This window comes from Mycobacterium sp. 2-64, assembly GCF_035918375.1.
Classification (GTDB): Bacteria; Actinomycetota; Actinomycetes; order Mycobacteriales; family Mycobacteriaceae; genus Mycobacterium; species Mycobacterium intracellulare.
Genome location: NZ_CP142361.1, coordinates 3675726 through 3701657, shown reverse-complemented (window position 1 = coordinate 3701657; position 25932 = coordinate 3675726). Strand labels below are relative to the sequence as shown.

The 25932-nt window shown below is 63.9% G+C and carries 27 protein-coding genes; 11 read left to right on the top strand and 16 right to left on the bottom strand.

Features of this window, described 5'->3' with window-relative positions; all coding sequences use genetic code 11:
- Positions 1–5 precede the first annotated feature (5 nt).
- Together QGN31_RS17290 and QGN31_RS17285 are read left to right on the top strand one after the other, a co-directional pair.
- On the top strand, positions 6–1070 hold the full coding sequence (locus QGN31_RS17290) for an NAD(P)H-dependent amine dehydrogenase family protein (RefSeq protein WP_031351582.1): 1065 nt from the start codon (positions 6–8) through the stop codon (positions 1068–1070).
- A gap of 34 nt (positions 1071–1104) precedes the next feature.
- Positions 1105–2100, top strand: a complete 996-nt coding sequence (locus tag QGN31_RS17285; protein ID WP_014941634.1) for a hypothetical protein — start codon at positions 1105–1107, stop codon at positions 2098–2100.
- Positions 2101–2107: 7 nt separating this feature from the next.
- Here the strand turns inward: QGN31_RS17285 and QGN31_RS17280 are convergent, their stop codons facing one another.
- Both QGN31_RS17280 and QGN31_RS17275 read right to left on the bottom strand, forming a co-directional pair.
- On the bottom strand, positions 2108–2911 hold the full coding sequence (locus tag QGN31_RS17280; RefSeq protein WP_009976097.1) for an SDR family NAD(P)-dependent oxidoreductase: 804 nt from the start codon (positions 2909–2911) through the stop codon (positions 2108–2110).
- A 29-nt stretch (positions 2912–2940) separates the two neighbouring features.
- On the bottom strand, positions 2941–3699 hold the full coding sequence (locus QGN31_RS17275; protein WP_009976099.1) for an SDR family oxidoreductase: 759 nt from the start codon (positions 3697–3699) through the stop codon (positions 2941–2943).
- 339 nt (positions 3700–4038) lie between these two features.
- On the opposite strand from QGN31_RS17275, the gene QGN31_RS17270 reads away from it, so the two are divergent.
- The 4 genes from QGN31_RS17270 (at position 4039) to QGN31_RS17255 (ending at position 7251) form a co-directional block, all read left to right on the top strand.
- The gene (locus QGN31_RS17270) at positions 4039–4287 is read left to right on the top strand and encodes a hypothetical protein (protein ID WP_009976100.1); all 249 of its coding nucleotides are present in this window, start codon (positions 4039–4041) and stop codon (positions 4285–4287) included.
- A 1-nt stretch (position 4288) separates the two neighbouring features.
- On the top strand, positions 4289–5353 hold the full coding sequence (locus QGN31_RS17265; protein ID WP_014384315.1) for a spirocyclase AveC family protein: 1065 nt from the start codon (positions 4289–4291) through the stop codon (positions 5351–5353).
- A gap of 252 nt (positions 5354–5605) precedes the next feature.
- The gene (locus tag QGN31_RS17260; protein ID WP_014379733.1) at positions 5606–6529 is read left to right on the top strand and encodes a dihydrodipicolinate reductase; all 924 of its coding nucleotides are present in this window, start codon (positions 5606–5608) and stop codon (positions 6527–6529) included.
- The gene (locus QGN31_RS17255) at positions 6526–7251 is read left to right on the top strand and encodes an alpha/beta fold hydrolase (RefSeq protein WP_014941635.1); all 726 of its coding nucleotides are present in this window, start codon (positions 6526–6528) and stop codon (positions 7249–7251) included. The genes QGN31_RS17260 and QGN31_RS17255 overlap by 4 nt, the downstream gene beginning before the upstream one ends.
- 128 nt (positions 7252–7379) lie before the next feature.
- On the opposite strand, the gene QGN31_RS17250 is transcribed toward QGN31_RS17255, so the two are convergent.
- Positions 7380–8420, bottom strand: a complete 1041-nt coding sequence (locus QGN31_RS17250; protein WP_014941636.1) for an NAD(P)H-dependent amine dehydrogenase family protein — start codon at positions 8418–8420, stop codon at positions 7380–7382.
- Between the two features lie 76 nt (positions 8421–8496).
- Positions 8497–9285 (bottom strand): SDR family NAD(P)-dependent oxidoreductase, encoded by a 789-nt coding sequence (locus QGN31_RS17245; protein WP_009956523.1) that lies wholly within the window; start codon positions 9283–9285, stop codon positions 8497–8499.
- Positions 9286–9395: 110 nt separating this feature from the next.
- Here QGN31_RS17245 and QGN31_RS17240 point away from each other — a divergent pair, with 110 nt between their 5' ends.
- On the top strand, positions 9396–9830 hold the full coding sequence (locus QGN31_RS17240; RefSeq protein WP_014941637.1) for a hypothetical protein: 435 nt from the start codon (positions 9396–9398) through the stop codon (positions 9828–9830).
- Here the strand turns inward: QGN31_RS17240 and QGN31_RS17235 are convergent.
- The gene (locus QGN31_RS17235; RefSeq protein WP_014941638.1) at positions 9820–11439 is read right to left on the bottom strand and encodes a class I adenylate-forming enzyme family protein; all 1620 of its coding nucleotides are present in this window, start codon (positions 11437–11439) and stop codon (positions 9820–9822) included. The two genes, QGN31_RS17240 and QGN31_RS17235, sit on opposite strands and share 11 nt — an antisense overlap.
- Before the next feature lie 168 nt (positions 11440–11607).
- On the opposite strand from QGN31_RS17235, the gene QGN31_RS17230 reads away from it, so the two are divergent.
- From QGN31_RS17230 to QGN31_RS17220, 3 genes are all read left to right on the top strand, one after another.
- Positions 11608–12084 (top strand): nuclear transport factor 2 family protein, encoded by a 477-nt coding sequence (locus QGN31_RS17230; protein ID WP_326544710.1) that lies wholly within the window; start codon positions 11608–11610, stop codon positions 12082–12084.
- Between the two features lie 134 nt (positions 12085–12218).
- Positions 12219–13451, top strand: a complete 1233-nt coding sequence (locus QGN31_RS17225; protein ID WP_014941640.1) for a CaiB/BaiF CoA transferase family protein — start codon at positions 12219–12221, stop codon at positions 13449–13451.
- Positions 13448–14680: a cytochrome P450 gene (locus tag QGN31_RS17220; RefSeq protein WP_014941641.1), complete on the top strand. Its 1233-nt coding sequence runs from the start codon at positions 13448–13450 to the stop codon at positions 14678–14680. Before QGN31_RS17225 ends, QGN31_RS17220 begins: the two co-directional genes overlap by 4 nt.
- 345 nt (positions 14681–15025) lie before the next feature.
- Here the strand turns inward: QGN31_RS17220 and QGN31_RS17215 are convergent, their stop codons facing one another.
- Genes QGN31_RS17215 through QGN31_RS17185 form a run of 7 tightly spaced genes read right to left on the bottom strand, consistent with a single transcriptional unit; the run spans position 15026 to position 21367 of the window.
- Positions 15026–16036: a zinc-dependent alcohol dehydrogenase gene (locus QGN31_RS17215; RefSeq protein ID WP_043954680.1), complete on the bottom strand. Its 1011-nt coding sequence runs from the start codon at positions 16034–16036 to the stop codon at positions 15026–15028.
- Positions 16033–16518: a VOC family protein gene (locus tag QGN31_RS17210; protein WP_014941644.1), complete on the bottom strand. Its 486-nt coding sequence runs from the start codon at positions 16516–16518 to the stop codon at positions 16033–16035. The genes QGN31_RS17215 and QGN31_RS17210 overlap by 4 nt, the downstream gene beginning before the upstream one ends.
- A gap of 58 nt (positions 16519–16576) precedes the next feature.
- Positions 16577–17389: a sugar phosphate isomerase/epimerase family protein gene (locus tag QGN31_RS17205; protein WP_014941645.1), complete on the bottom strand. Its 813-nt coding sequence runs from the start codon at positions 17387–17389 to the stop codon at positions 16577–16579.
- 25 nt (positions 17390–17414) lie between these two features.
- Entirely contained in the window at positions 17415–18179 is a 765-nt protein-coding gene (locus QGN31_RS17200; protein WP_014941646.1) for an SDR family NAD(P)-dependent oxidoreductase, read from the bottom strand.
- 1 nt (position 18180) lies between these two features.
- On the bottom strand, positions 18181–19386 hold the full coding sequence (locus QGN31_RS17195) for a sulfotransferase family protein (protein WP_014941647.1): 1206 nt from the start codon (positions 19384–19386) through the stop codon (positions 18181–18183).
- Positions 19383–20132 (bottom strand): SDR family NAD(P)-dependent oxidoreductase, encoded by a 750-nt coding sequence (locus tag QGN31_RS17190; RefSeq protein WP_014941648.1) that lies wholly within the window; start codon positions 20130–20132, stop codon positions 19383–19385. Before QGN31_RS17190 ends, QGN31_RS17195 begins: the two co-directional genes overlap by 4 nt.
- Positions 20129–21367: an alkyl sulfatase dimerization domain-containing protein gene (locus QGN31_RS17185; RefSeq protein ID WP_043954682.1), complete on the bottom strand. Its 1239-nt coding sequence runs from the start codon at positions 21365–21367 to the stop codon at positions 20129–20131. The genes QGN31_RS17190 and QGN31_RS17185 overlap by 4 nt, the downstream gene beginning before the upstream one ends.
- An 87-nt stretch (positions 21368–21454) precedes the next feature.
- On the opposite strand from QGN31_RS17185, the gene QGN31_RS17180 reads away from it, so the two are divergent.
- Entirely contained in the window at positions 21455–22363 is a 909-nt protein-coding gene (locus QGN31_RS17180; RefSeq protein ID WP_083862992.1) for a helix-turn-helix domain-containing protein, read from the top strand.
- A gap of 206 nt (positions 22364–22569) precedes the next feature.
- On the opposite strand, the gene QGN31_RS17175 is transcribed toward QGN31_RS17180, so the two are convergent.
- From QGN31_RS17175 to QGN31_RS17160, 4 genes are read right to left on the bottom strand one after another with little or no spacing between them, the layout of a single operon-like run.
- Entirely contained in the window at positions 22570–23172 is a 603-nt protein-coding gene (locus QGN31_RS17175; RefSeq protein ID WP_009956515.1) for a TetR/AcrR family transcriptional regulator, read from the bottom strand.
- A 21-nt stretch (positions 23173–23193) separates the two neighbouring features.
- Positions 23194–24372, bottom strand: coding sequence for a lipid-transfer protein (locus tag QGN31_RS17170; RefSeq protein WP_014382240.1), 1179 nt, complete (start codon positions 24370–24372; stop codon positions 23194–23196).
- Positions 24369–24821, bottom strand: coding sequence for a MaoC family dehydratase (locus QGN31_RS17165; protein ID WP_009956512.1), 453 nt, complete (start codon positions 24819–24821; stop codon positions 24369–24371). Before QGN31_RS17165 ends, QGN31_RS17170 begins: the two co-directional genes overlap by 4 nt.
- Entirely contained in the window at positions 24818–25927 is a 1110-nt protein-coding gene (locus QGN31_RS17160) for an acyl-CoA dehydrogenase family protein (RefSeq protein WP_009976133.1), read from the bottom strand. The genes QGN31_RS17165 and QGN31_RS17160 overlap by 4 nt, the downstream gene beginning before the upstream one ends.
- Positions 25928–25932: the final 5 nt, after the last annotated feature.

Below are 25932 nucleotides of genomic sequence, written 5' to 3'. Positions count from 1 at the left end.
CTGACATGACTCGCGTGATCCAGTGGGCCACCGGGGTGACCGGAACGATGTCCTTGCGTCACGTCTTGAGCCGGCCGGACCTGGAACTGGTCGGCGTGCGGGTCTACGACGCGGGCAAAGCCGGGGTCGACGCGGGCGCGCTGTGCGGGGTCCCCGAAGCGGGAGTGTTGACGACCGCCGATCGCGACACCATCATCGGAACCGATGCCGACGTGGTGCTCTACATGGGAAAAGTCGAGACCGACACGCCGGGCTGCTTCGCCGATGTCTGTGATCTCTTGGCGTCGGGCAAAAATGTCGTAGCCACCGGCAGTCGGTTTGTTCATCCCCGCTCACTGCACGAATCGCTGGCCGACGCCATCGAAAAAGCTTGCCGCACCGGCGGTTCGTCGTTTCTGGGGCTAGGCCTGTATCCGGGCTTCGTCGGTGAGTCGCTCGCGCCGATCCTGTCCCGGCTGACCGAGCGCACCAACCGGATCAGTGTGCGGGAGGTGCTGAACTACTCGACCTATGCCAGCCACGACCTGATCTTCAATGCGATGGGCTTCGGTCATGCGCCGGATGATCCCGCCCCGTTGCTGACCAACACCGACTATGCCGCGAGCGCATGGATCGGCAGCGCGACGGTCCTTGCGCAGGCGCTCGGACTCCATATCCGGTCCGTCGAGGGGTTCCGCGAGGTCGTGACGACGCCGAGGGCGCTGACGGTGGCCGCCGGGGAGATTCCGGCAGGAACCGTGGGCGCCATGCGCTTCGGAGTGGTGGTCGACTGCGGCGAGACCACCCTCGCCGTCGAACACCTCACCAGGATGGCCGACGACCTGGCCCCCGACTGGCCGACGGAGATCGGTTATGCGGTGACCTTCGAGGGCAAGCCCAACATGACTTTTCAACTCGTGATCGGCTCCCACGGGGAGGATCATGCCGAGCAGGGCTGTCTGGCCACCGCCATGCACGCCATCAACGCCATCCCCGCCGTGATCGCGGCTGAGCCGGGGCTCTACGACTTGTCGACGATCACCCCGTTCGTCGCGCACTGGACTGAGCGCGGCGTCGTGCCCGCGACGTAGGCGCCCACACCTACAACTATGCGAGGAGAGTTGAGTGCTCAAATCGATTGATTTCCAGGTCCTTCGCGAGGCACCGTCCCTGGCCCATTATCGGCGCGAATGGGTCCCGAGTCCCGGCATGGGACTGTCGGGAATCTGGCTCGGCGCAGTCGTCGCCGACGCATCCGGTCAGAACTACTGGGGGGTGCGGGGATGCGACGACTTCCTCACCGGAATGACCCACGTCGTGTCTCCGGTGTGCGGCTTTCGCTCGCTTCCGAAAGACCTTGGCGCCGAGGCGCCCCACCTCTATCCGGAGTACTCGACGCTCGACTGGTTCGAGCCGCTGCAGTACGTCGACGATGGTAAGGCGGTGCGGCTATCGTATCCGAGCGGGCGAATCGAACGCGACGCCAACGAGTTTCACTGGTATGACGCCAGCAATCGATGGGAGATCCACGGTCGGACGGTTAGCGACATCGTCCTCACCCACGTGCCCGCCCAGGACGGCATCGACGACGATGTCTATTACCGCCATGAGCTGATGTACGCCACCGGCAGGGTCGACGGTGTCGAGGTGTCCGGCTACGCACACCAGGACTTCGCGTACGGTCCGCCGAAAAAGGTGTACACCGAACTCCCGATCGCCCGTCACCTGCAAGGCATGTGGGTGTCTTGGCTGCATGAGTTCGACGATGGGCAGTTGGGCGGCGGCAGCTTCTGGCAGGGGCGCGACGGCGTGGCTTTCGGGCCGGGCTATCAGCTGAAAGACGGTGTCACCACGGTGCATACGGATATCGTTGCGAAGCCGACTTTCAACCAGGCCGGAAGGATGTCCGCGCTCGAGGCGACCATCGGCGCCGATTCTTACACCTTCACCTTCGAATCCAGCGGTAGCCCGCTGCACGTCTTCGGTTCCGTGACCGCAATCTCGTCGGGTGCGCGGCCGGCGCGAAGCTGGTGCTGGGTCGAGTACGCCGGAGACATGCTGACACCGGAACTTCTCGACGCGGCCACCGCCGTGTTCGCGCTGGCGCGCGGACTCGGCTGACCACGGATCAGATGAAGTCGGACCCGCCGTCGACGTTGACGGTGGCCCCCGTCACGTAGCCGTTTCGTCGTGACGCCAGATAGGCGGTGACGGATGCGACCTCTTCGGGCAAACCGGCACGACCGACGTCGCAGGGATGGCCGTACGTCCGCTCGACCCATGTCATCACATGCTTGGGATCCGATGAGTCCAGCCCCCCTGCGGCAAGCACTTCCCTCAGCGTCTCGGTGAAACTAGCAGTCACAATGGTTCCGGGACAGACGCAGTTGACCAGGATACCCTCGGCGCCAAGGCTTTTAGACAGGTTCTTGGTGAAACTGGACAGGGCTGATTTGGTGGCCGTGTAAGCCACCAGGCGCGGGCTCTGGCGCTGGATCGAGTGCGCCGAGAGGGTGACGATGCGGGCCCACTCGGCGGCTCGCAACATCGGCAGTGCGGCCCGCACCGAGCGCACAGCGGAGAGCGTTCCCAGTTCGAACGCGGCGTGCCAGTCGTCGTCATCGAGATCCTCGAATGCGCCGGCGTTCGGTCCGACGGTGTGCACCAGGACGTTCAGGCTGTCCCAGGCATGACCAACGGACGCGAACGCCGATGCGATGGATTCGGTGTCGGACATGTCGACGCTGATCGTCAGCACTTCGGGAGCTCCCGCACTGCGGATTTGCCTCGCAGCCGAGTCCAAGGCGGCCTGGCCGCGCGCCATGATCGCCACGGAAGCGCCCTCGGCGCCGAGCCCCTCGGCGATCGCCAGCCCCATTCCCTTGCTGCCTCCGGTGACAACCGCGGTGGCGCCGGCGAAACCCAGGTCCATTGAGCCGTCCTCTGAGGTGCTGTGAAGGGCTACTGGCCCTTGATGATTCGGGGCGCCAGGTGAACGATCTCGCTGACCACTGTCGGGTTGGCGCGCGACATCGCGATCAGGGAAAGCATTGCGTTGGCCACGTCCTCCACCGTAGACATCTCGTCCGGGATCTGACCCCCGTGCGCCCAGGCGCGGTATAGATCGGCCAGCAGGTCCCGGTCGGCTCCGCGCAGGATCTCGGTGTCACAAGTGGGGCCGACGCTGACCCGGATCACGGCGATCTCGGGATGTTCGGCCCGCCAGGAGCGCAAGATCTCGTCGAGCGCGGCCTTGCTCGCGTGATACGCGGCCACACCCGCGCGGGGGCGGCCTACATCGTGGCTCGACGCGATGACGACCGTCGCGCTGTCGGTCAAGTGGGGGAGGGCCGTCCGCAGTACGTGGGAGGCCCCTACGGCGTTGACGGCGTACGCGTGCAGCCAGGTCTCCACATCGGTCTCTTCGATCAGCGCGAACGGCACCACTGCACTGGTGAAAACCACTGCGTCGAGCTTCCCGAAGTTGGCGGCAACGGCGCTGATGACGGATTCGATGGCGCGCGGATCGGACACGTCGAGTTCGTGGGCCGTTCCACCGAGCCGATCAGCTAGTTCCGAAAGGCGGTCTACCCGCCGAGCGGCGAGGGCCACCGCAGCACCCCTGGAGTGGGCGGCAAGGGCCAACGCCTGCCCGATGCCGGACGATGCCCCGATGATCAACATCCGCGTCCCCGCGATGCTGGAGTGCCGGTCGCTCATTGCCTGCTTCCTTTGGATGTTTTCATGATTGACGGCTGCGCCGACACTACCTTGATTCTCGCATATGAGAATCATTATTCTCAGGCGGGCCGGATCGGCCGCGCTCGACTCGGGCAAAACGGCCGGTTCCGGGGCAGCTGTGCTGCCTTTCGTCGATCGGCGCTGACATGTGCGGTGCGACGAACGGGACGCGTGTCCGTCAGCAAAAGAAACCGCCGGCAAACCCGCGGAGGTCACGGGCAAAGTCTGACCAAACTGGGCGGAAGGCTTGTTTGCGATTTGCGATAGCGAATACTCTCGACGAGACGACCTGCTCGGCGGGTAAGGAAGGACGACCGCGTGACGCAAACCGTGGGCGGCCAGCCGTACTTCCACCCGTCCGACTTCGAGATCGACGACGCCCCGTATCCGGTGTGGCAGCGCATGCGTGATGCCCTGCCCCTCTACCACCACGAGAAGTATGGATTCTGTGCGCTGAGCCGATCCGAGGGCGTCGCGCGCGATCTCACCAGTTGCGACGACTACCGCTCGGGCAAGGGCACCATCATCGAAGTCATCCTCAAGGCCTCCCTCCCTGCGAGGTCATGACGTGGCGAATACCGTTGACTCCAACACTGCTACGGGCTCCGTCGAACCGGTTGATGCCAGCGCGTCAACGCTGCTGACCAGGGCCGGGTGGGGGCTTTTCACCGTCGCTTACCTGGCCTTCGCGGTATTGACCGTCGCGACCGTTCAAACGGGCACTCACGGGGATCCCCGCACCACCAATCCCACCCCGGGCCCCGTGCCATATCCGCCCTTCCTCGGGTTCGATAACTGGCCGCTGGTAGTCGCCTTCAGTTCCATTCCGATGGCGCTCGGCCTGATCGGATCGTTGGTGTGGCTCTCGGTGCGACAGCGCAGGCTGCATTGGGCGGTGGTAATCGCGTTCGCAGGCCTGATCACCGGCGCACTGGATCCGTTGGCTAACTGGGCGACGTTCGCGATGTTCGACCCGCGCATGCTGCACTTCCCGCGGTCATGGCCGTATATGAACATCTCGCCCAACCTGGAGCCCGCGTTGTCATTCCTGGGGGGTTACGCGGCCTATTACCTACTCAATGGGCTGGGAATCCTGCAACTGCACGACCGCTTCTTGGATCCTATGGTCCGGAGAACCAGTTGGCTTGCGCGCCATCGGCTTGCCGCGGTTTTCTTCGGTGCGTTCGTGATCGCCATACCGCTCAACGGGTTCGTCCAGTTCAGCTGGTTGAGGTTCGGTATCTTCTACTACTCCGAGGCGGTGGGCCCGACGCTGCGGATCGGCCACATCCATTTCCCGCTCATCATGGCGGTGTACGACTCGTTCATCTTCGCGATGGTTGCCGTCATGTGTGTCCGCGACCAAGGGGGCGAGCTGGTGCTGATCAACCGGATCGCCCGCCGGCTTCCGGCGCGGTCGGGCCGCAAACAGGTCACGCTGACGCGCCAGCTCCTCGTTTCGGCTTCGGCGGGCCTCGTATCGTTCGGGGTACCGCTGGCGGTGTTGTCCGGGCTACGGGTCGCGGGGCTGTCCGCACCCGCATATGAGCAGAACCCGTATCCGAATGTCAAGGTATACGACCCGTATGGGCATCTCGAGGAATCGGGCAAGCCGGGGCCCTTCTACACATGAGCCCGATCCGAAGGGTCCCCCACCAGCGTGTCGAATCGATAATCGCAATTTCGTTGATCGGAGGCAGCGGTGATGACTGACCACGGTTTCGGCCGCCATCGAGTCGTCCACATCGGTACGGGTCTCACGGGAAGAGAAGCGTTGCGGGCCACGATTCTCGATCCGGCACTGGACCTTGTCGGGATAAAGGTGTCGACACCGAGCAAGGTCGGCACAGATGCGGGTCGGCTCTGCGGGGTGGCGGACGTGGGAGTGACGGCCACCGACGACATGGCGGAAATCATTGCGCTAAAGCCCGATTGTGTGTCCTACTGTGCGACGGCGGTGCGGCGGGAGGAGGACGCGATCGCGGATATTGCCGCGCTGCTGGAATCAGGGATCAACGTCGTTACAATCTCGACCATCCCGATGGTCTACCCGCCGGCTGCGCCGAAACACTGGCGTACCGCGCTCGATTCGGCCGCGAAGAAGGGCAATTCGACCCTTTACGCTACGGGTAGCGAACCCGGATTCATAAGCCTCAACCTTCCGACCGCCCTGCTCGCCGGCGCGGGCACCGTCGATTCGTATCGGATGGACGAGTACGCGGTGGACTTGGACAAGTCCTATCCGATCTGGGATGTGTTGCACGAGTCAATGGGTTTCGGCAAGCCGGATGGCCACGTACCCGCCCGGATAGCTTCGGGCAAGGTGAATCACGACTGGGAGGCGGTCGTGCGTTACCTTGCGGACGTACTTGGGATCGAACTCGACCGTGTGGAACTCGACTGGGAGACTCTGCTCGCTCCCGTTGATCTACCAACTGCTGTGGGCGTGGTGCCGTCGGGAACGATCTGCGGGCATCGCTGGCAGCTTTCCGGAGTCGCCAACGACCGGCCAGTAGTGGCAGTCCAATATTTCGCGACGGTGAGTTCGACACCGTGGCCCGAACACTGGCCGAAGCCCTCGCGCGTGGAACAGGGCGGAATGGTCTTTCGTGTCGAAGGAAATCCCAGCATGAGCCTGGAACTGTACCTCGAACCGTCCAAGGAAAATCACGTCAATCCGGGAATCACGGCCACCGCGATGGCCGCGGTGAATGCCATTCCTCGCGTGGTGGCCGCAGCGCCTGGCGTCATCGAATGGCCCCTGGCCGGACCCGAAATCGTTACTCGGCTCTCCCGCACCGGACGATGACCCTATTCGCGCTGTTACACGGCGGGCTGCATTACGGCTCCTGCTGGGATGCGGTCACCACGGAGCTGGCGCGGCGAGGCCATCGCGTGATCGCACCTGATCTCCCGGTCGATGACGACTCGGCCGGGGCGCTGGAGTGGGCGCAAGTGGCGATCGCTGCGATTGAGCGAGAAGCTGATGGCGCATCCGACGACGTTGTCGTTGTCGCGCACTCGATTTCGGGACTTTGCGCACCCGTCATCGCCACGCTGTACCCGGTGCGCCGAATGGTGTTTGTCGGTGGCCTCCTGCCCGTCCCGGGCCACTCGTTCGTCGAACACCTGGCCGCCAACCCCGATGCGATCACATTTCCCGAGCCGCAAGAACAAGGTACCGGACCGTTCGGTCTTACCTGGGAATCGGTGCGGGAAGGCTTTTACCATGATTGCCCGGAATCGATGGCACGTCATGCGTTCAGCGAACTACGGCACCAGGCGTTCACCGTGTTCACGGAGCGTTGCCCGATCAGCCGCTGGCCCGATACGCCGTCGACCTACGTGCTCATGCGGGACGACCGCGCCGTGGGGGAGTCGTGGGCTCGGCGCAACGCGATCGGCAGGATCGGGGCACGGGTCGTCGAATTGGACGGCGGCCACTCGCCGTTCTTTGCCCGTCCGGCCGAGCTGAGTGCGGTGCTGCTAAGCCTGGACGACCCCGACATGCTGAAATTGCAGCTGCGGTAACAAACTTCGACTCATCTGATGCCAGCCACGCAACCGCGTTCGCGACGTCCGCGGGCATCGTCACCGCGTAGGCAGCAGTTGCTTGGTGAAGCCGTATTGTCGATGAGGGTAACGGCGCGGTCCGATGTTCACCGTCTAGCGAAATCCAGCGCGTTGCGGGGCGCGGTGATCGGCAGATCCAGTGATGTGGCGATGCCGGGAGCCGCATCGATGACGTACGGGATGGCGTTGACAACGCGCATGGCCGTCGCCTCCATGGCGTTGTCATTCGCCGATGCCGCGGTGCCTTCGGTACCGAAGCGAAGGTCACAGTGGATGTGCGGTTCACCCTCGATCACGATGCGGTAAGTGCCGTGTGGCGCCGACGCCCACTGCGGCGCCAGGTCGGGAGCCATGCGGTTGATGTGCTCGATGGTGATCACCGGATGGCCGGCGACTACCCCGGTGGTCTCGGCCCTCACTGCTCCGCAGGTGCCGGCCGGAATCAAGCCGCACGCCACGTGTAGGTCGCGTGGCGTGATCACGCGCTCGTAGCGTTCGGTGATCTCGTCGAGTTCGACGTCGAGGGCGCGGGCGACGAGACCGATCGGTGGTCCCCAGGCGAACCGCTGTGCGCCCTCGAGTTCGAGCATCGGTTTGAAATCCAGTGGGCGACCGAAACCCATGGCGTCGAACATCAGGTACTCGTTGGGATAGGCCGAGTAGTCAAAGATCTCTTGTGCACGGACCGAGCGGATCGTGTTAGACAGGGTGGACAGTATGACGGCGAACTGGTCGCCGGCGAAGCCGGGTTCGATACCGGACGTGTATATCGTGGCGCCGCCGGCGAGCGCCGCGGCCCGCACCTGATCGGCCAGGTTGGGAATCCACCGGTCGGGAAACATCATTCCGGGCGTGTTGGTCGTGACCACATTGATGCCGGCCCTCAAAATGCGGAGATAGTCGCGCACCGCGGCCGCATCCATTTCGTCGCTCATGGCCGCATACACCACGCAGTCGGGCTTGAGCTTGATGATGTCGTCGAGATCGGCGGTGGTCGTGACGCCGACGGGGCCGACCCCGACTACCTCACCGGCGTCGCGGCCCGCCTTCTCGGGACTGTGCACCCATACACCGACCAGGTCGAGGTGTGCGCGGCGGTTGATCGCGCGCAAGGCGATGCTGCCCACTCCACCGGTGGATATGACTGCGACGCGTAAGATTTGGTCTACCACGTCAATTGCTCCTTCGTAGGGTGCTTTTGCGCTACAGGTCGGGAATTGGCAGGGATGAATTCGGCCCCTGGAGGCCACCGTCGACGATGAAGGTCGAATTGGTGGCATAGCAATCGCGGGTGGACAGATATAGCGTCAGTCGGCCGAGGTCCGCGACGTCGCCGATACGATGCAGGGGCGTCAGCTCCTTCAGCTTCTCCTCGGAGCCCGGCATGAGGTCGAAGCTTGACTGCAGTCCGGTCGTCATAAAGGCGCCCAGGGCGATGGCATTTACCCGGATCTTGGGGGCGAGCTCCTGCGCCATGGCTCGGGTCAGAGCTTCGAGCCCGCCCTTGGCCACGGAATAGGGCAACAATCCACGGATTCCGAATCGACCTGCACCGGAGGAGATGTTCACGATGGAGCCCCGTCCCACCTTCAACATGTGGGGCACCGCGAGCTGGCTCATGATGAAGGCAGAAGTGACGCAGTAGTCGAACGTCTGCCGAAGGTTGTCGTCGGTGAGGCTCAGAAATGGGCCATACGTTGCGAAACCAACGTTGTTGACAACGATGTCGATTCGGCCGAACTTGTCGACGGCGGTTTGCACCACGCGTTCGCTGTCCGAACGTTTGAGTGCATCGGCAGTGAGCGCGAGGCCTGTACCGCCGGCTAGTTCGATATCCTTGACCGTCGCTTCCACCTCGGACGAAGTTCGTGCCGTGCCAACGATGGTGGCGCCCGCTTCTGCGAGTACCTTGGCGATGCCTTCGCCGACGCCGCGTCCGGCGCCGGTGACTATCGCCACCTGACCGTCCAGCTTGAATTGTTCGAGTGCCATGAGCGCCTCTCCGCACGGGTTTTGGGTTCGCAGCGGCGAATCTACCGTAATGAGAATCAATATTTCCGGTTATCGGAAAGCGCCCTTTGGGGTGTCGTAGAGTCGTTCGTATGCCGCAGCCACAGTTGCACCACGTCGTGTTCGCGATCGGCCTCGAGCGGCTCGACCGCGCTGCGGAGTACCTGAGCGCATTGGGCTTTCAGTTCGAGGCTTTCGAGCTCGAGCACCTCGGCCTGCAAATCCGACTCGACTGGGACCGCGGTTTCGAGCTCATCGCTCCCACCGCGGCTGCACCGACGGACGCGGGCACCGCGGCGGAGTTCTTGTCCCGCAACGGCGACGGCCTGTTCTCTGTCGTGATTCGTACCGCGGATTGTGATGCTGGCGAACACATCGCGGCGCGATACGGCGTCAAGCCCGACTTCCGGCAGCGGCACGAAGGTGACGGCTTCGAGCTGACCGAAGTCAAGCTGGAGCCGTTGTTCGGCATTCCGTTGACACTGATGACCACGAATATGGCAGACGGGCAGCCGGTCACCCCTTAGGGTGCGCCAACAGTTCGCTGAGCTGTTGCGCCAGCTCCGACTTCTTGACCTTTCCGCTCGCGGTGAAAGGGAGTTCTTGCTTCGCGGTGACCCAGATGAACTTCGGAACCTTGTACGCCGACAACCGGCCACGCAGTTGCGCCCGCAAGGACTCGCCGTCGAGCGCCGAGTCGCCGCGCGGTACCACCGCCGCCGCGACCACAGTGCCGTGCTCCTCGCTCTCGGCGCCCACCACGTATGCCTCCAGCACGCCGTCGCAGTCGGCCAGCGCCCGCTCGACCTCGCTGGGTGTGATGTTGGTGCCGCCACCCGTCTTGATCAGATCGCCCAACCGACCGGTGAACCTGATCCAACCGTCGTTGTACTCGACGCCGCAGTCGCCCGTCCGGTAGTAGCCGTCTGGCGTGAACACCTCTTCGCGCTCACGTTTGTGCAGGCGTTGCATCAACGAGTATCCGCGAACCCAGATTTCGCCCGGCGCGCCGACGGGCACCGGCCGCCCCGTGTCAGGGTCGACGATCAGATGGTGCAGCCCTTCGATGGATACGCCACCGGTTTCGGACCGCTCGGGCGGCTGCGGCACATAGGGGTCGACCCCAATGTGGTTGCCGCACAGTTCCGTCATCCCCAGCGCGTTAGGTCCCTTGGGTCGACGCGCGGGCGGCACCATCGCGGGCATGCTGGTCCGTTGCACCGAGCTCAGATCGCGTCCAGGAAAATCGGGATGCTCGGCCAGAGTCTTACCCTGCTGGGGCCAGCCCAGCGTGATCGTCGCCCGGTGGCGCTCCATGAGTTCCAGGGCCTCGGCCGCGTCGAACGCGGGCTGGGTGACCAGCGTTGCGCCGTGGTGCATCACGGCATGCAATCCGGTGATCAGACCTCCCACCCAGAAGAAGGGCATGGCGGTGAACATCACGTCGTCGTGGGTGACCCCATAGGTGAACGTGAGGTTGTAGGTATGCCGCACCAGCGCGCCGTGGGTGTGGACGGGACCCTTCGGGTCTCCGGTACTGCCCGAGGTGTAGATGATCGTCGCGTCGTCGGCCGGCGTTACGCACAGTTCCACATCGACCAGGAAGTCGGTGTCGCTGGCCGACATGTTGCCATCGCCGTCGATCGTTGTCGTCCAGGCCTGATCGGATGGCCCCCACACGGCAACGGTCCGCAGGAACGGCGCTTTGGGTACGGCGATGCGGCCCGGCTCGCGCTGATCCGACAGCCCCGGCAGCGCCTCCCGGAGGCGAGCGAGGAAGTCGTGATTGCGGAACCGCGACCACGTCAGGATCGCGTGCAGGTCGGCATGGCGTGCGGTCCAGGCGAGTTCGGACGCCTGGTAAAAGGTGTTGAGCGGCACCGCGACCGCGCCGATGCGCGTGGTGGCGAACCAGGCCAGGGCCCAATCGACGCTGTTCGGCATCAAGATTCCGACGTGATCGCCCTTGCTTATACCCTCCGCCAGCAGGGCAATCGCCAGCGCAGCCGAGCGCCGGTCGAGGTCGATATAGGTCAATTCCTGACCATCGGCGATGAGGAACGGCTTGTCCCCGAAACGTGCCGCGCAGGATCTCACCAGAGCGGGAATCGTGGGCAAGATCTTCGGGAAGGGCATGAGCGCAGGATAGTAGCCTTTGCAGAAAACGAGAACAAAGGTTCTCATTCGTTGCTTTCGGCCTACAATTCCGCCATGGCCGCAGAAGCGGGGCGTCGGTCCACTGGCGATCGTTTGGACCGGGTCGAATCGAGTCTCGCGATCAGCCAGCTGCCCAGTAGATACGCGATGGCCCTCGACGCCCGGGATCTCAACGCGCTGGTGGCGTTGTTCGTCGACGACGTCGACGCCGGCGCGGAGGGCCGCGGCAGGGATGCGCTGAAGCGTTGGTACGACCGGGTACTTCGGCGGTTCTACCGCAGCATCCACCTGATCTGCGGCCACCAGTTCGATTTCGTCGACCCTGACCACGCGACCGGATCGGTGTATTGCCGCGCCGAACACGAGGACGGCGACGGGTGGTTTGTGATCACGATGCGTTACGACGACGTCTACGAGCGCCGCGGCGGCCAGTGGTGCTTCGTCAAGCGGCGGGAGCATCCTTGGTACTCGGTCGACGTGACGGAGCGCCCGGGTCCGGAATTCATGCGCTGGCCGACCGACGTTCGGTTGCGTGCGGCCATGCCCCAGCGCATGCCGACGTGGCGGGCCTTCTGGGCCAACGGAGATCCCGCGCTGCCCGAGCGGTTATCGGCGCGCCCATAGCCTCCGGCGCCGGTTGCCTCACGCGCCGACGCGGTTTACAAATCCGTTCGAAACTGACATTCTCAGATAATGCAATCGTGCGTTTTCGCCGTTGCAAGCCTGCCGGTGCGCTCGCACCCGTACCACTGAGACCAATGGAGGCCGTCATTTCCGACGACAAAGTGCTCAGCGGCGTCCGCGTGTTGGAGGTCGCGGCGTGGACCTTCGTCCCGTCGGCCGGCGCCGTGCTCGCCGAGTGGGGGGCCGAGGTTATCAAGGTCGAGCCGCGCGAGGGCGGTGATCCACAGCGTGGCCTGGTCACGATGGGCATCGTGGACGAGGGCGGCGGCGCGGTCAACTACATGATCGAGATACCGAATCGGGGGAAGAAGTCCATAGGCGTCGATCTGAGCACACCCGGCGGCCAGGACGTCATCCGTAAGCTCGCTGCCACGTGCGACGTATTCCTCACCAGCTATCTGCCGACTCGCCGCAAGAAGATGGGCATCGACGTCGACGACATCAGGGCAGCGAATCCCGGCATCGTGTACGTGCGCGGGTCAGGCCACGGCCCGAAGGGTCCCGATTCGGACAAGCCTGGCTACGACGGCGTCTCCTACTGGGCGCGCGGCGGCATCGCCGCCATGCTCACCGAAGACGGCGACGAGTTGGTGCGGTCGCGGCCCGCCTTCGGAGATCTCCTCGGGGGCATGGCGATCGCCGGCGGGATCGCGGCCGCTCTGTACAGGAAGGCGACTACCGGCCAGGGTTCGGTGGTGGATGTCTCCCTGCTCGGGCTGGCCGCGTGGAACCTTAGCCCCGACGTCGCGGTGAGCCAGATCCACGGTGGCAGCTCGATCCCGAAGTACAGCCATGCCGACGCACCCAACCCGCTGGTGGGGACCTATCGCACCAAGGACGACCGCTACGTCCAGCTGATGATGCTGCAACTCGACAAGTTCTACCCGGAAGCGATGCGCGCCATCGGCCTGCCCGAATTGGTCGAGGACGAGCGGTTTGCCAGTCCCGCAGCACGTTTCGCCAACCGCACGGAACTCATCTCGCTCATGGACGAGGTGTTCGCAAAACGCACACTCGCGCAATGGCGCGAACAGCTGGCCGAACTCTCTGGCGCCTGGGGGGTTGTCCAAACCCCCGGAGAACTCTGTGATGACCCGGCGGTGACCGCCAACGGCTATGTCGCGAACACCGCCACGATGAACGGCTCGCCATACTCATTGCCCACAAACCCCGTCCAGTTCGACGAACGGGCCGTTGTCCCGCCGGGCGCACCCGAACACGGCCAGCACACCGAAGAGGTCTTGATGGAGGCGGGCTTGGACTGGGACACCATCGAGACCTACAAGGAAACCGGGGCGATCCTATGAGTGCCACGTCATCGCAGATCGCTTCTGAGAATCCTGTTGATTTCGACCCGTTCTCGGACGACTTCTTCAATGGAGCGTTCGACACGTACCGTCGCCTGCGCGACGAGGCTCCCGTTTATTACAACGCAAAGTGGGACTTCTGGGCCTTGACCCGTTACGACGACGTGGCGCCCGCTACCAAAGACTACGAAACCTTCTCGTCTGCCAAGGGCGCCACGCTGGACATGGTGCAGGCGCACGACGATGCGCTGCCGGTGCCCAAAGTGATCATCTCGATGGACCCGCCCGAACATCAGAAGATGCGCCGGCTGGTGAGCAACGTGTTCACCCCCCGCGCCATCGCCGCGCTGGAAGACATGGTGCGCGAGAAGGTCTACGAGCGCATTCATGCGCTCGACCCGTCCTCCTTCGACGTGGTCGCCGACTTCTCGGCCCTGTTTCCGAACGAGGTCATCACCACCATGCTGGGAGTGCCGAAGCAGGACCGCGACCAGATTCGTCTCTGGCTCGATCTGCTGCTTGAACGGCGCCCCGGTGAGATCGCCACCACCGCAGAGGGTTTCGAGGCCTCGACGAAGACGGGGATCTATTACTACAACCTGGTGCAGAAGCGCCGTGCCGAACCCTGCGACGACATGATCAGCCGGCTCATCGAGACCGAGATCGAGCGAGACGGGCAGGTCGAGAAGCTCACCGATGTGGATATCACCGGCTTCGCGACCATGCTCGGGGGAGCGGGCGCGGAGACCGTCACCAAGCTCATCGGCAATGCCATGGTCGCCTTCGCCGACTTTCCCGACCAGTGGCAGAAGTTGCAGAAGGACCGTAGCAAGATTCCGGCCGCGATCGAAGAGTTGCTGCGCTACGAAGCGCCGTCACAGTACCAGGTCCGCACCGCTACCCGCGATGTGGCGTTGCACGGCAAGACAATTCCCGAGGGTAGCGCCGTCCTGCTCGTCACGGGTTCAGCGACGCGCGATGAGCGGATGTTCCCTGATCCTGACCGATTGGACATCGACAGGGAGCGCAAAATGGGCTTCAATCTCGCCTTTGGCTACGGCATACACAGTTGTTTGGGGGCCGCGTTGGCGAGGATGGAGAGCCGCATCGCCCTAGGCGCGCTGCTCGATCTCCTCCCCGAGTACGAAGTCGATCGCAGCGGGTTGCGGCGGGTGGCAATGTCCAATGTTTGCGGGTGGTCCAATGTCCCCGTGCGCAGAATTAGATGAAGTGTTGCGGACGCCGACATTGGCCAGGCGGTGATCGAATTGTCCGACCTCGCCGACGCCGGCGACGTGATCGCCGGAGAATTGCTGGCGTGGCTGTACGCGCGGCTGGCGAGATACAAGTGCCTCGGTCGATTTCATTCACGCGGTGCCTCCCGCGCACCGACGCGTGAAAGTTGAACAAGCATCAGCTCGCCCGAGAACTCGAATCGTGCGACAAGAGCCGGGGTCGGCGAGCGTGAATGGGCTGGAGTCGAGCTGACAGCACACAGTCGACGGAGGCCCAGGGCAGGCCGCTGCGATCCGACGCTAAACGCGATCGAATCCCAAAGATGGTCGTGCGCGACGTCAGGGGAACGTCACGACGACCTTGTCCGCGGCGCCGGGGGTGGCCGCCAGCCGCAGTGCCTCCTCGACGTCATCGAACGGAATCGTGTGGCTGATGATGACGGCGTACTTCTGCCAGTTGGCCACCAGATCCTTTGTCACTTCGAAGATTTCGTCGGGGTATCCACAGGATCCGACGATCTCGATTTCGTTGCCCATCACGTTGAGCAGCTCCACGGACACGGGTTCCTTGTGGACGCCCACGATCGTCAATCGCGCGCCCCGCTTCGCCGCCGACAGGACGGTGTCGACGACGGCGTTCGCGCCAGCAGCGTCGAGGTAGACATCGGTGCCGACCCGACCGCCGAACATCGACTCGCCCTCGCCGTGCAGTTCCAGGAGCCGAGTGACGACGTCCTCCTCGGCGGGATTGATCACGGCGTCGGCGCCGACTTGCTGCGCCTTGTCGAGACGGCCGGTGATTGGGTCGATCACGACCACGTGGCCTGCGCCGAGCGATTTGAACGCCAGTACTGCGCCGAGGCCCACCGGGCCGGCGCCGAAGACGACGACCTTGTCTCCGGTTCGAGGGTTGCAGCGATTGGCGCCGTGCAGGGCGACGGCCATGGGCTCGTTGAGCGCTGCGACCTCCCACGGTATGTGGTCGGGTATGACCTCGAGACTGCGTCCCCGCGCCGCGTTCTCGATGAGCAGGTACGGTGCCAATGCTCCTGTGGTGCCGCCGTTTCCGATGATGCCGCTCGGGGCGCTCATTGGGTTGACCACGACGTGATCCCCGACCTGGATCCCTACGACGTCCGCGCCCACCTCGACGACTTCACCGGCGGGTTCGTGGCCCAGAGGCATGCGACCCTGCATAGGTGGGACCCCACCCATGGATATGTAAATCCCGTCGGACCCACACACGCCGCAGGCACGCATTCGCAACAGGACGTCGTTCGGTCCGGTTTGCGGCTTCGGAACGTCGAGTAACCCCGTCTCGCCGACGGCAATGACTGTCGCTTGCTTCATGGCATCGGCCGATCGCCGTCAACGCGCGCAGGATCGGCCGCCCCCATGGCGAAGAAGCTCTCCATTACCGGCTGCATCACGCGGTTGACGAGTTCGATCCGGGGACCGATCGGTCCTTTGCAGTACGCCCAGAGCGTTTCGCCTTCGGGGGTTAGACCCCGCCCCTCGACAGCAAAGTGATTTTCTCGCAGCTCCGCGATGTCGTCATCGATGTCGTCGGACCAGTATCCGAGGTGGTGTAGGCCCGAGGTCGAAGGGGTCCACAGGGTGTTGGGAACGGCCTGGACGAGTTCCAGTCGTGGTTCGGTCAGCGAGAACGCGAGCCGTAGGGGGATGGTGTCGACCCGGCCGTCGACTTCGACCGTCTGGTCCACCTCGAAATCCTGAGTCCACCGGTGACCGACTACGTCGGTGAGGAAAGCCATCTCGGCGTCGAAGTCTTCGACGACGAGTCCGCAGTGGTACAGATCGTCTGCCTTCATTCTCGTTGCCCTTCTTCCATTTTCATTGCCTTTCTTCGTGCGCGTTGTGGGACGGCGTTCAGATGGACGCGAGTAGTTGCCGCGCCGCTTCGATGCCGGGACGCAGTCGCTCGGCTGCCCCGGTACCGGCGAGGGCCGCCTCGCGTTGCGGCATCTCCAGGCCGACGACGACGTCCCTGGGGAGCTCGGCCAGGTACTCCTTGAGGGGCACCTCACCGGCGCCGGGGACCAGTCGCTCGTTCATGGCCTCGAAGTTGTAGTCGTCGAATCGGCTGGTCATAGTGGTATCGGACAGCTGGATGTATCCGATGCAGGCCGCCGGAATTTCTGCGAGGTCTGCGGGCCGCGTGCCCAACCGGGCGATGTGCATGGTGTCGATCAGCAGGCGGAATTCGGGTCGATCGACGTATTCAACCACCGTCATGCCCGTGCGGAGGTCTCCGATGGTGAAGCCCGGCACGACCTCCGTGACGGTATTCATTCCACGCTGGGCAGCCATCTCGGTGATCGCGGCGAACTCGTCGCAGCTTCGGCGTAGATCGGGTTCGAAGCTCACGACATTGACCTTCTGGGCGCCGAGCTCGGCCATCAGGTCGAGATCGGCTGCCAGACTGGCGGAGTCGCGTTCGGGCAGGATCAGCAGTCCCTCGCCCAACGAGATTTTCACACCGGTATCGGCCAGGGCGGCGATCACCTCGCGCCGCAGACGTGTGTCGTCCTTGAGCGAATACGTCGGGTAACCCAATTCGGGCAGCGGCACCCCGTACAGCGCCGTGGAGATGTAGTGGCAGCCCAATTCCGCAGTGAGAGAGATGAATTCGAGTGGCGGCATGCCGAAGATGCTCAGGAATTCGATGCCCAGCCGGTCCATGGTGTACTCCGATCGGTGTGATTTCTCAGGCGCCCAGCATGATGAGGCCGCCATCGACGGCGAGCAGTTGGCCGGTGATGAATCCAGACCCCTCGCCGGCTAGGAAAACCAGCAGCGGAGCAAGGTCTGTGGCCGGGTCGCCGAGGGCTCCGCGCAATGGGATGGCCAACTTCAGGTTCTCGTCCATGAACGCCGAACCTTCCGGACCGAGAAAGCTACGCAGGCGGTCGGCTCCGGGCGTCTGCATCGCCGGCGCGATCGCGTTCACGGTGATGCCTTCACTGCCCCAGGCCTTGGCGGCGGAGCGCGTCCACGCGTGTACCGCTCCCTTCGTGGCCGCGTAGACCGCCGAGATGGGACTGCCCATGACCGCTTCTGCGGAGCCGAAATTGATGATCCGGCCTCCTGAGCCCTGCATGATGCGGTGAGCGGCTTGATTGACGTGAATGGTCCCGCGCACATTGATCGACACGAGCCGATCGATGTCTGCGTCGGTGATCGTTCCCGCGATGCCCGGTAGCCACAGGCCGGCGGCATGAATGACGGCGTCCAAGCCCCCCATGGCTGCCACCGCTGCGTCGACCGTCTCGTCCACGCTGTTGACACTGGTGACGTCGCAGCGAAGCCAGGAGGCTGGGGATCGCTCGGGAGCCGGCGCCTCATGGAAGGTGGCGACAACGTCGGCGCCGGAATTCACGAAGACGTCGACGATGGCCGCACCGATGCCCGTGGCCGCGCCGGTAACCAGGACTCGTCTGCGGCCGAATATGTTCGCCTCGGCTTCGGGCATGTCACGCAGTCCCTTCAAGCTCGATGTCGAAGGCGGCTAAGTACTCGTCGAACACGGGCCGGATCCCGTCGACGGTCAAGCCGTACTGCTCCAATGAGTAGGCGGCAGAACCGAACCGATCTTGAGGATGTTCGGCAAGCCATCGACGCATCCGCTGAACGGTGTCATCGGTGAGTTCATCGCCGGCCCAGTCGTACAGACTGCGCATCACTGAAATCGGATCACGCATCATCTCCGAGTAGTACATGTCGAAGAAGCGGTCATCTCCGATGCGCTCGCGGACTCGAAGCGGGCGGGTGACGTGCGCGCGCATCTGATCGGTGGCCTTGCGGCCGAGCGCGCGGCGGTCGATGTCTGCTTCACGCATCACCACCTGCTGGGGCATCATCAGCAGGTTGCACAGCGAACCCGTGGCCTTGAACGGGTCACGATGGGCCCAAATCATACGCACGTCGGGGAATACGGTCAGCAGGGTTTCGATGTGCACCGCATGCGATGGCATTTTCAAGTTCCAGGTGCCAGGCGCCTTCGACTGCAGGATTTGCAGCACCAACTTCTGATACTCGTAAGTGCTCGTCATGTCCGCTTCGCCGATGAGCCACTCGGAGTATCGAGCAGTGGGCTGCCATGATTCCCACGACAGGGCCTTGAAATCGGCGGCGTGGATGAACATGTCCTCGGTCGGACCATCGGCGTCTTCCCAGTGCGGGATGGCAACTTTGGCCTTCCGCACCATCTTCAGCATCACCTTCTGCTCTTCAAGGAGGGCCAAGCATCGCGGATCACTCTTCAAAGTTGCAGTGGTCGCGGGCGGCACCGGGTGGATGCACTCCCAGTGCAGCAGCGAGCGGCGTGCCGGGTCTTCGCCCAGTAAATAGCTGATCACGGTGGTACCTGTGCGCGGCATCCCGAGGGTGACGAGGGGCCGTTTGATCTCCTGCTCGCGCACTTCGGGGTGGCGCTTCGCGTAATCGTGCACTTCCAGGCGGCTCGCGAGGACCCGCGCGAAGTTGCTGATCAGGTATTCGCGACCCGAGTCGGTGACCAGCGGCGAGGAGTGAATTTCGTCGAGCAGGATCGCCAATCCTTCGCGCCAGGAATCGGAATCGATTTCGTGTAAACCGCTGCGCTGCTGCGCGAGGCGCAGGACGTCATCGGGGCTGCGGACCGCACGGTAATCCACCGCGGACGGCGTGTCGGTGCTCATACCGTCAGGTACCCTCCGTCGACGGCGATGGTGGTCCCAGTGATGTACCGGGCCGGTTCACTGCACAGGAAAAGCACAGCCGCCCAACAGTCTTCAGGCTTTCCTGGACGCCCGAGCGGAGTATGGAATCCGATTTCAACATCGACGACTTGCGGGAGATTGATACCGGGGTCGCTCAGTCGCGTGTGGATGAGGCCAGGTGCGACGGCGTTGACGCGGATGCCGTCGTTGCACCAGCGTCGCGCGAGATTCCACGTCAGTGCGGTGAGTGCCGCTTTCGACGATCCATATCCCGGCGACAGGATCGCCGAGCGGAACGCCGACATCGAGGTGGTGTTGACGACGTTGGCTCCGCCGGGTGCCGTGCTGCCCTTGAGCAGACTCTCGCATGCCATAGTCAAACGCATCGCGCCGAAGAGGTTCTGCGTCAGGGATAGGGCGAAGCCCTCGGGGGTCCATTCATCCTTCCACTCCGGGAATGGACCGCCCGCGTTGTTGACCAGGATGTCCAGTTCGCCAAGCGACGAGGCGAGGTCGTCGACTGATTTTTCGTCGCGGATCTGGCATTGCCGGTAGGTGAATGCGCTCAGGTCGTCGTCATAGTCTTCGGTGGAGGCACGGGTCCCGGTAATGGTCACGGCGGCACCCGCTTTGGCGAATTGGGTGGCAATCTCCTGTCCGATACCGCTCGTGCCACCGGTGACGAGAACCTTGGCGCCGGCAAAGTCGAAGGTGACCGCGTTCATGCCGATAATCCTTTGATGGAGTGATGGATCCAGGCCTTCACCCAGAAGTTGTCTGCATCGCTGAGCAGACGCTCGTGTGCGGCAATGGCGACGTCCTTGGCGGCCGCGTTGGTGTCGTCGCCGGCCAGAATTAGATCGGTTAGGTGCAGCGCCTCGACCGCCTGGCCGGCGTCTAAACGCGAGCGGGCGGCCGCGACGAGCCGTTCGGCGCCAGCGGCCGCCACGACGTCCGGCGCGACCGACCACGGCGGGATGGGGAACAGCTCGGTGGTGGAGCGGTGGTGGAACCAGCCGCCGTAGAGCTCCCAGATGGCGCGGGAGTTCCACGTGGTCCGCCCATAACCCTCGCCGACGTCGAAACGTTCGGGCAGCCGGATTTCGTTCATCAGGCTGTAGATGTCGGAGCCCGACACCATGGCATCGATGACGCGGTCGTGTACCCACTGCATGGCATCGCGCATGGCGGTGACCTCGGTCGCGATAAGGTCGGCACCTTCGATGGGGTCAAAGTGCCCGGTGATGAGGCGATCGGGCTGCAGGGACAGCACCAGATCGAGCGCCTCGATGTACTGGATCGGATCGCGATACCGATCACCGCGGATCGTCACGAGATTTGGGACGTGACCGAACAGCGGGCCAAACAGGTTACCGGTGAACAGGACTCGGCTGTCTGGTAACCATGCGACCAGTGCATCGGTGGTTTCGCCTCCGGGCGTCCAGTGCAGGTCCACTTGCCTTCCGCCGACGTTCAGACCGAGGTGACGATCGAACGTGATAGTCGGTTCAGGAAAAGACATGTCGAAAAGCGACATGTCGACGTCCTTGAGGTGTTCGAGTGTTGCCCTGGTGAATTTCTCGAAGGCGAAGGCGGTGTTGCGCACACGGGCCGGCATTAGTCGTTCGTTGTCGTCGCGCCAGTAGTAATAGTTGGCGTGCATCACCACCGCCGTGTCTGGGTCTCGGAGCGCGGCCGCTCCGCCCCAGTGATCAGCGTGGCCCTGCGTGACGATGATCGTGTGGGTCGGCCCCGGCACCGCCTGGTAGGCGTCGCGATGCAGTGGCCCCTCGTAGAAAACTCCGGTGTTGATGATGATCCGCCCGCTGCCGGTCTCTACGGCATAGGTGTTCGACACTCCAGGTGACATCCAGATGCCATCGCCCAGCGACGTCGCTGGCTTACCCGATGCGGCAGCAATCGCCTCGACGCCGGGTCGGCGGTGATGAATTGACCCCATACGCCGTACTTCCTCTCCGCCAGCCGCGCGGCGTGGTTCAGCCGGCCGGACTTTGCTATATCGAATATTCGATATAGCATCGATATCATGACACCGAGCGTAACCTTGGATTCCCAACCGCGTCAATCCGTTTCGCCACCCACCGATCGGGTCGTCGCCGTCATGAGCCTGCTGGGTGATGCCCCCGACCGTTGCTTTACGGTGACCGAAGTCGGCCGAGCGTTGGAGATCAGCAGAGCGACCGCACACGCAGTGCTGAATGCATTGGCCGTTCACGACTGGGTAATCCGGGACCCCGAGACCGGTCAATTCAGTTGCGGCCCTGCCATCGAGGCATTGGCTCGTCCTTCCGGAGCAGGACGACGGCTCGTGCGGGCCCGCCTGGCCGAACTGGCGACTGAACTTCAGATGCAGGTTCTGCTGGTACGGCGCAACGGAACCGACATGACGGTGATCGAGACCGCTGGCCAGACCGCGACGGCTGCCCAGGTAGGCCTTGGCTTCCACATCCCGTTCCTGGCCCCTTTCGGCCGCGAGTTCGTCGCGTGGGCCGATGACCAAACGCATGGAGCTTGGCTCGCACGCTTGAAATCGGCGAGGCCCGAATTTCGTTCTCGCATGGACGAAGTACTGGCCGACGTACGCGACCGCGGCTACGCCATCGAGCGTCTGAGCCCTGAATGGCTGCGGGTGCACACTGCGCTTCAAGCGCTGAGCGGGCATGGTGACATCGACATCGTGACCACCAGCCTCGCCACTGCCATCGCCGACGGCACCGTGGTCGACTTCCTAACCGCGGAGCTTCCCCCTGGCCAATTGAATGAAGTGGCCATGGTGATGGCCCCGGTGCGGAACAGCGACGGCGCGGTCGTCATGTCGGTCTCGGCGATCCCCTTCGCGTCGCTGGAAGCGACCGCCGTGAAGGAGTTAGGTCAGCGAATGTGTCACGCCGCCGCCGAACTCGAAACGGTCATTGCTCGCTACGAGGCGACGTAAATGCGGCACCGGACAAATTCCCGTGTGAGCTGACCGTCTCGCCAGAATTTTCTAGTGTCGTGAGTCATCAATTCGCTTGCAGTAGTTCACGGCGGGTCCACGCCCTCAACTGCTCACGCTAGGCACTAGACAAAGCCACAGACGCAGCAACGGGGCCCGGCACACGCCAAGCCTACGATCCGAATGCGAGTTAACGACTCTCGACACTAGCGCCTCTTGAGTCCGTCACTCAGGAATCCCCGCACGACGTGGGCACGGACGAAGTCGGCGACCACGTCGTCGTCGCCCATGTCGAGATAGGGCGACGGGGTGGTGAACAACGAGAACAACATCCGCGCGAACCACTCGGTCGCCGACCGGATGTCAAGGTCACCGCGGACCTCGCCGGTCAGCCGCGCCGCGGAGACATACGGTGCGAGAAACTCGCTGCATTCCCGCAGGAGGGTCGACGCATTCTTGGTCAACATCAGGCTGACCTCGTCCTGGTCGAAATACGATTCGGGCTCCACGACTCGACGCGCCTGAGCGACGAAAACGCCTGCACGCGTTAGCTTTTCCTCCAGCGTGCTGCCGCCGTGCCGATCGATCGCCGTGGCCAGCCTGCGATAGAAGCGCTGGGACGCCGCCTCCGCACAGCTTTCGACGATCGTCTCCTTGTCCCGGAAGTACTCGTAGAACGTGCTCCTGGACACATCCGCGACACGTGCGATGTCGACGATCGTCGTCTTCCGCAACCCGTGCGTGCGGAAACAGGCGAACGCAGCCGAGATGAGCACCTCGCGGGTGTCGACCGCCGTCGCGTACGTCATCTCGATTCCCGGCTTCCCCGCTCAGCGATCGGGCGCGAGGATCAGTCCGCTCGTCGGAACGCCTGTACCCGACGTGACCAGCACGTGTTCGACGTTGTCCACCTGATTGTGGGAGGTGCCGCGCACCTGTCGGACGCCCTCGGTGATGCCGTTCATGCCGTGAATGTAAGCCTCGCCGAGCAACCCGCCGTTGGTGTTGATCGGCATCCGGCCGCCCAGTGACAGTTCTTCGACCGAGACGAAGTCCTTGGCTTCCCCGCGGCCGCAGAATCCGAGCTCCTCGAGTTGAGTGAAGACGAAAGGCGTGAAGTGGTCGTAGAGGAAAGCCGTCGAAATGTCTTGCGGTTTAAGACCGGAATCCCGCCACAGCTTGTCGCCAACGACTCCCATTTCGGGCAGGCCGGTGATCTCCTCGCGGTAGTAGCTGGTCATCACCTCGCCGTCGTAGGCGGCTCCTTGCGCGGCGGCCGTGATGACGGCGGGCGGCTTGGCCAGGTCGCGGGCGCGCTCGACGCTCGTCACCACCATGGCGACACCCCCGTCGCTTTCCTGACAACAGTCGAGCAGCCTCAGCACGGGCTCGATGATCCACCGCGATTGTTGGTGCTGCTCAAGGGTTATCGGCTTCTGGTAGAACCAGGCGTCGGGGTTGTTCGCGGCGTGCTTGCGGTCGATGACCGAGATCTTCCCGAAATCGGCGTTGGTGACGCCGTATGTGGTCATATAGCGCTGCGCGTGTAACGCGACCCAGGCGGCCGGCGTCATGAACCCGAACGGCGCATAGGGAGCCATCCACAGCGGCGTCACTCCCGGCTGACGGCCGGCGCCACCGAAGCGGAACCCGGAGCGCTCGTTGAACGCTCGGTAGCACACCACCGCCTCCGCCACGCCCGTCGCGACCGCCATCGCGGCCTGCATCACCGTTCCCGCGGCGGCGCCACCGCCGTGGGGGACCCTGGTGAAGAACGTCAGGTCCCGGATCCCGACATTGCGGGCGACCTCGATCTCCTCGTTGTCGTCGACGCTGAAGGTGACCATGCCGTCGATGTCGGCGGGACGAAGACCGGCGTCGCCTATGGCGGCTTTGACTGCCTCGCAGGCCAGTTGCATCTCGCTGCGGCCCGATTCCTTGGAGAACTCGGTTTGCCCGATCCCGACGAGCGCGGCCTTGCCGCCAATCCCGCAGGAGCCCCTGTTCATGCATCCACGCCTTCGAGCAGGCTGAGCACCGCGGTTCCCGAGACGTGGTCGCCGAGGCTGTTGGCGCCCCTGAACGTGACCTCGATGAATCCTTCGCCGTCGGCCGACGATTTGTCCGTGACCGATCCGGTGAAGCGCATCGGATCATTCGGGTAGGCCGGGACGCCGAGGCGAATGGACAACTTTTTGATCATCGCCTCGGGGCCCGCCCAGTCATGAAGGAACTTCACGCAAAGCCCATTAGTCGTCAGGATGTTCAAGAAAATGTCTTTGGATCCCTGGGAATTCGCAAAGTCGCGGTCATGGTGCACGGGCATGTAGTCGCGGGACGCGATGGCCCCGGCGACGATCAGTGTGGTGGTCACCGGGACGTCCATCGGGGTGACTTCCTCGCCCACGTTGATGGAATTCCATGCGCGCGTGGTGGTGCGGTCGACGGTGGAGGTCATGCGTTTCCTTCCGGGTATGTCGCGCCGAGCCGGGCGAGTTGTTGGGGGGCAGAGCCGAGCGAGAGCTCGATCTGCTTGGCCCACAGGAAATAGCGATGAAGCGGGTAGGTGACGTCGATGCCCATGCCGCCGTGGACCTGTTGGGCTGATGCGACGACCCGTGCACCCGCCTCGGCGGCCCAGAATTTGGCGATGGCGGCCTCGCGGGCGGCGGGTCGGCCTTCCGCGATCAGCCACGCCGCGTGCCAGGTGGTCCACCGAATCGCCTCGACGTCGATGAATGCATCGGCCAACCGCTGCTGCACGGCCTGAAATGAGCCGATCGGCCTGCCGAACTGCTCGCGCTCGCCGGTGTAGGACGCCGCGATCTTCAACGCGCGCTCGGTCACCCCGACCTGCATGGCGCACAGTCCGACGAGCGCCCTGGTGTACAGCGAGTCGACGGCATCCCGGCCACCGGCCTCGTTGAGTCGGAGCGCGACGGCCCCAGCGAACTCGACGTCGGCGTAGGGCTCACCGTTGGTGGTGATTGCCGGTGTGACGACGACGCCCTCGGTGGCCGTCTCGACGACGAACAGGCCCGGTCCGTCGTCCGCGCGTGCCGAAACCACGATGGCGTCGGCAAGCTGCGCTGCGGGCACGAGTTCCTTGACGCCGTCCAGGATCCAGGCGTCGCCATCGGGCCGTGCGGTGGTGCGTGGGGCGGCCGGGTCGGAGCTTCCCGGTTCGGCGAGCGCGGCGGTCAGTATCGTGCTTCCGTCCACCACCTTCGGTAGGTACCGTCGCTGAGTGGTCGAGTCACCGTGCCGCGCAATCGTATCCGCGCCGAGCACCAGGGTCGCATAGACCGGCACCGGCGCAACACTCCAGCCCACTTCCGCGAGCAGCACGCCGAGGTCGAGGAAGCTGCCACCGCTGCCGCCAACCGATTCGGGTAGCGCGATGCCCAGCAAGTCCGACGCCGCCAGCTCACGCCACAGTGCGGGGTCGAAACGAATCTCGCCCGATTCCAACTCGGTGAGGTGCTCGGTGGTGGCGCGGTGCTCGAAGAGCTGGCGGGCCACCTTGCCGACGGTCTCTTGTTCTTCGGTGAAGGAAAAATCCATGTTCG